Genomic DNA, 7,523 nt, shown 5'->3' with positions numbered 1-7,523 from the left:
CGCCGCCGCCGCCGCCGCCGGCGCCGCCGGCCGAGCCCTTGCCGCCGTTGCCGCCCTTGCCGCCGGGGCCGCTGTCGTCGCTGTGCGCGCCGCCGTTGCCGCCGATGCCGCCGAGCTGCCCGAGCGCGCCATTGCCACCGAGCCCGCCGTTGCCGCCGGAGCCCGTCTGGATCTGGTTCTTCGCGACGGTGACCTTGCCGGACGCCGCGAACACGCCGAAGCTCCCGCCGCCGCCCATGCCGCCCTTGCCGCCATTGCCGCCCTTGCCGCCGCAGCCGCCGCTGCCGCCGCCGCCGCCCTTGTCCCAATCGCCGAAGCAGAGCCCGCCGCCACTGCCGCCGCCGCCGCCGCCGCCGCCGCCGCCGGCCTTCGCGATCTGGGCGTTCATTCCGTCGGTGCCGTGCGCCGGCCGGTAGACATGAGCCATCACGCCGCCGAGCGCCGTCCCGCCCTGGCCTGCCTGTCCTTGCGCAGAATCCGCGCCATTTTGCCCGTTCCCGCCGGCCGGTCCGGCACCGCCGATGGCGGGGGTGCAGCTATTCCACGCGGAGCCGGAGCCGCCCGCGGTCCCCCCGTTTCCGGGCGAACCGGCCTGGCCGTTGTTCTCGTTCGCCCCGCCGTCGCCGCCCTTCCCGCCGGGCGCGTCGCATACCGGCGCCGCGGCGCCGATACCGGAGTTGCTGTTCTTCTGGGCGCCGGCCGAGCCGTTGCCCCCACCCGGCGCCTGCGATTGCGCTTGCGCGGCTCCGTTCACCCCGGCGGTCCCGCTGGTCCCGGCGCCAATCAGCATCTCGTTGTAGCGGACGTAGAGATCGCCCACGCCGCCGCCGAGCCGCACGCCATACGTGCTCTCGCCCGCGCCTTGCGGCGTCAGCGCCTCGATCGTGATTCCCTCGATGTGCGTCTCTTGATCGATTTGCGGCGCGTAGAACACCGTGCCCGTGGCCCGGACCGTGGTCTTCACGGCCGACGAGCGCCGGAAGCGGAAATCGGCATTGTTATGGTCGAATCCGCCGTAAATGTTGATACCCGAGGCCACGGTCACGGCCTCGTTGTAGATCTCGCCCGAGAGGCAGACCGACGGGACGCCCTTCGCCTGCGCCTGCTGGATGGCCGCGGCGATCGACTTCATCGGGTCCTGCCGCGTGCCCGCGTTTGCGTCGTTCCCCGCGCCCGTCGAGACGTAGATGCACTGCTCGGCCATGCCGTCCGTGCCGTCGCAGTTGTCGTCCTTGTATCCGTCGTCGATCGGATCCTTGTCGGCGCTCACCAGCGTGCACTGGTACTCGCAGCCGCACTGCGCGCCCGTGAGCGGGTTTCCGTCCACGTCCCAGAATCCCGTCGGGCAGCCCATGGAGCAGGGATCGACCATCCCGCCGCCCGAACCGCCGGTGCCCCCGCCGCCCGCGCCGCCTTCGCCGCCCGTTCCTCCCGCGCCGCCTGCGCCGGCCTCACCGCCTGCGCCGCCCGAGCCGCTCGACGCGCTCGAGCTCGAGCTCGAGCTCGACCCGGAGCCGCCGCCCGCGCCCATGCCGCCCGAACCACCCGCGCCGGCCTCGCCGCCCGAGCCGCCGCTCCCGGATCCGCTGCCTCCGGTGATGCCTCCGGACGTCACGGCCCCGCCCTCGGCGCAGCCCGTGATGGAAACAGCACCTACCAACCCGATCAAGCCCAGTGTCGAACCAAGAAGAAGACGCGCGCGCATGCGAGGATCTTTCTCCCCCGCAGCTTCGGTTGGCAAGGAATTTCTTCCATTTCGACGAACGCCGTACAGCCCGAATGTGATCATCCGACCCGGGCCATCCTGCGCGCTGCGCCGCGCGATTGACGCACCGAAGACCGCCGCCGGCCCGGTTGACGTCTCTCCCTCCGATCGGGCACCATCCCGACATGAACCGTATCCACGCCGCTTTGCTTGTTCTATCGGCATGCGCCCTCGGCGTTGCCTGTGCGCCCGACTCGAACCTGTCTCCCTCGGGCAATTCCGGCGGCGCTGGCGCCGGAGGCTCGGGTGGCGCGGGCGGCATGGGTGGCGGGGATATCTTCGTCGGCAGCGGCGCGGGCAGCTCGAGCTCGAGCGGCGTCGTGGATCCGGGCTGCGGGCTCATCACCGAGGAAGGCGAGTCCGTGCCGCTCTCGCTCTACATCACGTTCGACAAGTCGAGCTCGATGGTGGGAACGAAGTGGAACAGCGCCGAGGCGGGGCTCGCGGCGTTCGTCAACGATCCGAGCGCGGCCGGCACGTCCGTCGCGCTCAATTTCTTCCCCCTGCCGGCCGAGTCCACCTGTGATCAGATGCTCTACAAGCCGCCCGTCGTGCCCTTCGGCGAGCTGCCGGCGAACGCCGAGCCGATCATTCAGGCCATCGCCGCCGAGGACCCGAACGGCTTCAAGACGCCGATCTACCCGGCGCTCGGCGGCGCCATCCTCGCCTGCGCCGACGCATTGCAGCAAAAGCCGGGGACGGGCTGCGCCGTGTTGCTCGTCACGGACGGTCAGCCGTCCGGGCCCGCGCCCATCTGCAGCGGCGTCAACCCGGAGGACCCGCAGGTCATCGCGAACCTCGCGGCGACGGGCCTCTCGCAATTCAAGGTTCGCACGTTCGTGATTGGCCTCCAGGGCGTCTCGCAGGCCACGGCGAACCTCATCGCGGCGGCCGGCGGCACGGATTCGGCCATCCTCGTCGGCAGCGTGGACGTCCAGGACGAGTTTCAGAATGCGCTCGCGAAGGCCCGCGGCAAGGCGCTTCCGTGCGATTACGAGATTCCGACGAAGGTCTCGGCCGGCGAGGTCGATCCGGGCTTCGTGAACGTGCTTTTCACGCCGTCGAGCGGCGGCGAGCCGGAGACGATCCTCCAGGACAAGAATTGCGCGAATGGCCTCGGCTGGTATTACGACAATCCCGTCGTCCCCTCGAAGATCACGTTTTGCCCGGCCACCTGCGACGCTGTCCGCAAGGATTTCGGCGCGAAGGTGCAGATCGCCCTCGGCTGCAAGACCGAGGTGGCCAAGTAAAACCCCGGGGCGCGCGGCCGCGACGAACCCGTCAGCGCCGCGCGCGCTTCGAAGCCCAGCTGATTCCGGATTGCAAATCTGCCTTCGTCACGAAGGCGCTCATGTCCACGCCGAGCTCCACGAGCGCCTGCGCCACGGCCGGCTGCATGCCCGTGAGCGCCACCTCGGCGCCGAGCAGCCGCACCGCCTGGGCCACGCGCAAGAGGCCCTCGGCCACCTCGTTGTCGACCGACGGCACGCCCGTCACGTCGAGGATGACGTGCTCGGCGGCGCGCGCTGTCACGGCGTGGAGCAAGGTCTCGGTGACGATCGTCGCCCGCTCGGCCGTCAGCGCGCCGACGAGCGGCATCGCGAGCGCGTTTTTCGTGAGCGGGATGATCGGCGCCCCGAGCTGCCGCAGCGACTCGCGTTGCGCGTCGATGATCTGCTGCTGCATCGCGCAGCGCTCGTCCTGCGCTTCGATCCGCGCCGTGATGTCCTCGGTGACGCCCGCGAGGCGATAGGGCTTGCCGTTCGCGTCGTGATACGCGAACCCGGTCCCCCGCACCCAGCGAATCACCCCGTCGGGGCGAACGACGCGGTGTTCGACGAGGTACCCAGGTTTCCTCTCCGTGAACACACGCTCCACGGCCGAACGGACGATATGCTGATCGTCCGGATGCACGCGGGCCATGAACTCCTCGAGGCTGCCCCCGAACGTCTCGCGCGTGAGGCCGTAGATCGCGAGGACGGTGTTCGTCCACGTGATGGTGTCGCGCGGGATGTCCCACGTCCACACGCCGATCCCCGCGCTCTCGAGCGCGTCGTAAATCCAGGGGGAATTCTTCGCGCGCTCTGCTTCCTCGGCCGCGAGCTGGGCTTCGAGCTCCGCGATGCGTTGTTTGGCTCGGGCGAGCTCGCGCGCGAGCTCGCTCGTGGAGTCGTCTTGCTGGCTCATGTCCTCGACACTCTCCCGCCAAGGGAGGAGCCGGTCAAGGCCCAGGGTTCGGGCTCGGCGCTTCCCCGGAGGGGTCGTGGGGCAAACTCCCGCGGCGCGAGCGGAAGTACGAATAGGGCGTGTAGCGCAGGAAGTTCGACACGCGCGACGTGTAAATGTCTGCCGAACGCTCGATCTGCCGCGCGAGGTGGCTCTTGTCGTTGCCCGTGCGCAGGAGCAGGCCCCAGCGCGGGTTCGAGACCTCGGCCGCCGCTTTCGCGAGCGGGGCGATTCGATCGTCGAGCTCGGCGAGCGCCACCTTGATCTCGCCGAGGCGCGCGAGGATCTCGTCGCACGACGGCGCGTCCTCGGGCAAACCATAACCTTCCTTGTGCCGCTGGGCGAGCAGGCGGAGCTGGCAGGAGGCGAGCTCGAGCGCCTCTTTGTCCTCCATCAACGCGCCGAGCCGCGCCTCGTCCACGCGCGACGCATACGCCGCCCGCACCTCTTCTTCGAGCTCCCACAGGATGAGCGCCGTCCGCCAGCGCAGGACGCTCTTCGACACCCGCACGTCGCCCCAGATGTGGTCCCCCACGTAAAGGATCTCGTCCCCCGAGATCCCGAGCGAGCGCTCCACCTGCGTCGCGTCCCCGCCGAGGTACGAGCCGCCCTCTTTGAGCGGCCCGATCCAGGGCCGGAGCAGCCCGTCCTCGCTCACGACCTCGAAGAGCGGCGATTTCTGCATGAAGAAATCAGGCTTCCGCGCCTGCACGATCACCACGTCGAAGAGGTTTCGCCATCGCATCCCGTTCGGCAGGAAGCGCTCGAACGCATAACGCATCATCGCGTCCGTGTATCCCCACTCCGAGTTCGTGATGAGCAGGAGCTTCTTTCCGGCCCGCTGCTGGTCGAGCAGCGCGAGCGGCGCCTCCGGGTCGAGCACAACGAACCGGTCCGGATCCGCGATGATCTCGGCCTTCAAGCGGCCTTCCATGTGCGCCTCGTCGAGGCCGCTCTTCACGAGGCGATAGAGGTGCTCGTAGCCCGTCCCGGCCGGCATTCTCCCCGCGTCCGCGAGGTCGACGAGCTGCGCGTACATGCACGCCTCGGAGAGCGAAAAGAGCGTGTTCAGAAAGACGAACCGCGGCTCGGCGAGGTCGATGATCGTCCGCGCGTACGCCGCGCGCATCGGCTCGAAATCGAGCATCGAGGTCCCGTGCATCGCGCGCTTCACGTAGCCGAAGCGGTTCACCTTGAGCAGGTTGCCGAGCTCCGTGTCGATGATGAGCCCGCGGATCACGAGCTCCGGATCGAAGCGTAGATCCTCCACCGGATAGCCACGCGAAAGGAGGCGCGTCCGGAGGTGCTCGTACGCCAGGCGCTCCCACTCGGACACCTGGTAATGGATGAGCGTGTAGTCCATGTCGTAGCCGATCGCCTTGATCGACCGCATGTTCATGGTCCGGTTGCAAAAGATGCCCCGCTCGCGCAGCGGCTTGCCCGGCAGACCGTCGAAATACGACATTCCTCGAACTCTCCTCGAACCCTGCAAATCGTTCTTCAATACGGCGGCTTCGCCGTCGCGTTTGGCTCGGCGAGCCCCGTCTGGAAAAACTCCACGTATTGCGCCTGCGCGTCCGGCGAGAAGATGAGGTCGCCGTGCACGGCGAGCTTCGTCCCCTCGATTCGATCGAACTGCGACATCACCAGCGTCGAGCCTGCTTTTCCGTTGCCCGCGAGCGGCCCCTCCGCGGCGGGCAGGCCGCTCACCGGGCGGATCGCATTCATGAGCGTCATGCCGGAGGCGCGCGCGAGCGCTTCGCTGGTCGAGTTCGGGACGATCGTGTCGTTCATCACCACCTGCAAGAGCACGTCGCGCGGCTTCGATTCGGGCGCGCCGGGCAGCCTTTCGCCCGACGCGAAGCGAGCGTAGTTGATCGGATCGCCCGGGTCCACGATCGCCTGCGTGACGGCGAAGAAGCGGGCGAGCGCGCCGTCCGGCGTCTTCGGCGGACGCATCGCGTCGACGAGCAGCCCGAACGTGCCCGAGTCACGCAGGAGCATCATGAGCCCGTCGCCGCCCACGTTCCAGACGGCTTGCCGGATCTCGGGCGCGAGCGCGAGGATCGTCGGCCCCTGCACGGACCCGAACGAATGGCCGATGTAGAGGATCCGCGAGGTATCGAGGTCAGGCTCGCCGTCTGGGGCGCCGACGGGCAAGAGGTCGAGCGATCCGAGCGTATTCACGAGCCGCACGAGCTCGAGCTGATCGGAGGCCATTTGGCGGAAGTTGTCCCTCGCCTTGCCGATGTCGAATTCGCCCGTCGCGCTGTCGATGCCGAAGAAGCCGAACGCGGCGAGCAGGGCATTCTGGTCCGGCTTCTTCGCGCGCGAGCCGTGCTCGGGGGAGTCGATCCCGAAGACGGCCGCGCCGTTCGGGTGAATCGCCGCGAGCCTTTGCGCCGTGCCCCACGTGCCGTCCTTGTCGCCGCCGAGCCCGTGCCCGTAGATGACCACGGGCCGCTTGCCGCTCACCTCGGCCTTCGAGAACGCGAGGAACACGTCGAGCCCGACCTTCTTGCTCGCGACGGGCGCCCCTCCCTCGAACGACCATTTCCCCGTCTCGCCGCGGTACTCGGGCGCCTCGTAGACGCCGCGGAATCGCACGCGCCCGCCCGGCTCGGCCGGCGTCTCGACCTCGAAGGGCGTGAGCCAGGCGGGCGGCGGGGCGTTTCGCGCGGCTGCGCCCATGGCCTCGATCCCGGCGCGCACCGTGGCCGTGGTGAAGGCCGTGGCGAGCACGACGTCCTCGGCGCGAAAAAGGCCGCCCGTCTGGGCCTCGGCGATCGCCCCGCGCACCTCGTCTCCGTAGTCGCCCTCGGCCGCGCCTTCGAGGAGCGCTTGCATGTCCGGCGATCGCCGCACGGGCGCGCCGTCGTCCGCGCGGAGCATGTTCGTCGCGACGAACAGGTAGCGCGTCCCGGGCCGGAGCGGCGTGGCGGGCTCGGCGACCAGGGTAAAATCGTCCGGGAAAAACCCGTCGTCGGGCTGCGGGAACCAGCGGGGAATCAGGCCGACGGGTTTTCCTCGCTCGGGCGAGTCCGGATCCACATCGACGAGGTAGAGCGGCGCGCCGGGCTTCTTGTAGTCCTCCGCGTCGAGGAGCGGCCCGAGCAGCGGCGGCTCCGCGTACGGCGCGAGCACGAGCGAGCGCGCGTCGATGGGCCCGCTGAAATTCACCACGACGCCGCCCATCGTGGAGAACCCATCCATTTCGTTCAGGAGTAAGGCCGTGCCCTGATACCCGGTCACGAGCGGATCGGCCGCGGTGTCCGGCCCGATCCGTACGCGCCGGCCCGTGGCCGCGCTCGCGTCGGCCGTGGTGTATCGGTCGGACGGATAGGGCGAGAGGGCCGTCTCGACGGTCTTGCCGTAGAGCGCGACGATGCCGGTCTCGGGCGGCACGGGCAGCTCCGCGGGGTCGCTGCATGCGGAGAGGAGTAGGGCGGCGAGAGGAAGCGGGAAGGCCAGGGCGCGGCGCACGAAGGCAGCATACCGAGAGATGCGCCGCGCCTCTAGATCCTTGATCGTC

The 7,523-nt window shown here is 69.4% G+C and carries 5 protein-coding genes; 1 reads left to right on the top strand and 4 read right to left on the bottom strand.

Translation table 11 applies throughout. The features are described 5' to 3' along the window. Positions 1 to 1,615 (bottom strand): PE-PGRS family protein (locus QHF85_RS41755; protein ID WP_281333037.1); only part of this gene is annotated, 1,615 nt, incomplete at its 3' end. A 275-nt stretch (positions 1,616 to 1,890) separates the two neighbouring features. On the opposite strand from QHF85_RS41755, the gene QHF85_RS41750 reads away from it, so the two are divergent. Next, positions 1,891 to 3,015 (top strand): vWA domain-containing protein, encoded by a 1,125-nt coding sequence (locus tag QHF85_RS41750; RefSeq protein ID WP_281333036.1) that lies wholly within the window; start codon positions 1,891 to 1,893, stop codon positions 3,013 to 3,015. A 31-nt stretch (positions 3,016 to 3,046) separates the two neighbouring features. Here the strand turns inward: QHF85_RS41750 and QHF85_RS41745 are convergent, their stop codons facing one another. Genes QHF85_RS41745 through QHF85_RS41735 form a run of 3 tightly spaced genes read right to left on the bottom strand, consistent with a single transcriptional unit; the run spans position 3,047 to position 7,474 of the window. Next, complete coding sequence (locus tag QHF85_RS41745; RefSeq protein ID WP_281333035.1) at positions 3,047 to 3,952, bottom strand: PAS domain-containing protein; 906 nt, start codon at positions 3,950 to 3,952, stop codon at positions 3,047 to 3,049. A gap of 34 nt (positions 3,953 to 3,986) precedes the next feature. Continuing rightward, a complete protein-coding gene (locus QHF85_RS41740; RefSeq protein WP_281333034.1) occupies positions 3,987 to 5,456 on the bottom strand; it encodes an HAD-IG family 5'-nucleotidase in 1,470 nt (489 codons plus the stop codon). A 35-nt stretch (positions 5,457 to 5,491) separates the two neighbouring features. After that, positions 5,492 to 7,474: a hypothetical protein gene (locus QHF85_RS41735; protein ID WP_281333033.1), complete on the bottom strand. Its 1,983-nt coding sequence runs from the start codon at positions 7,472 to 7,474 to the stop codon at positions 5,492 to 5,494. Positions 7,475 to 7,523: the final 49 nt, after the last annotated feature.

Source organism: Polyangium sp. 6x1 (genome assembly GCF_029946515.1).
In the GTDB taxonomy this organism is placed as follows: Bacteria; Myxococcota_A; Polyangia; order Polyangiales; family Polyangiaceae; genus Polyangium.
This window is presented reverse-complemented; position numbering and strand designations above follow the sequence as displayed.

Coding starts and splice junctions, on each gene's coding strand:
- QHF85_RS41750 (WP_281333036.1), top strand. CDS start 1,891: ATGAACCGTATCCACGCCGCTTTGCTTGTTCTATCGGCATGCGCCCTC.
- QHF85_RS41745 (WP_281333035.1), bottom strand. CDS start 3,952: ATGAGCCAGCAAGACGACTCCACGAGCGAGCTCGCGCGCGAGCTCGCC.
- QHF85_RS41740 (WP_281333034.1), bottom strand. CDS start 5,456: ATGTCGTATTTCGACGGTCTGCCGGGCAAGCCGCTGCGCGAGCGGGGC.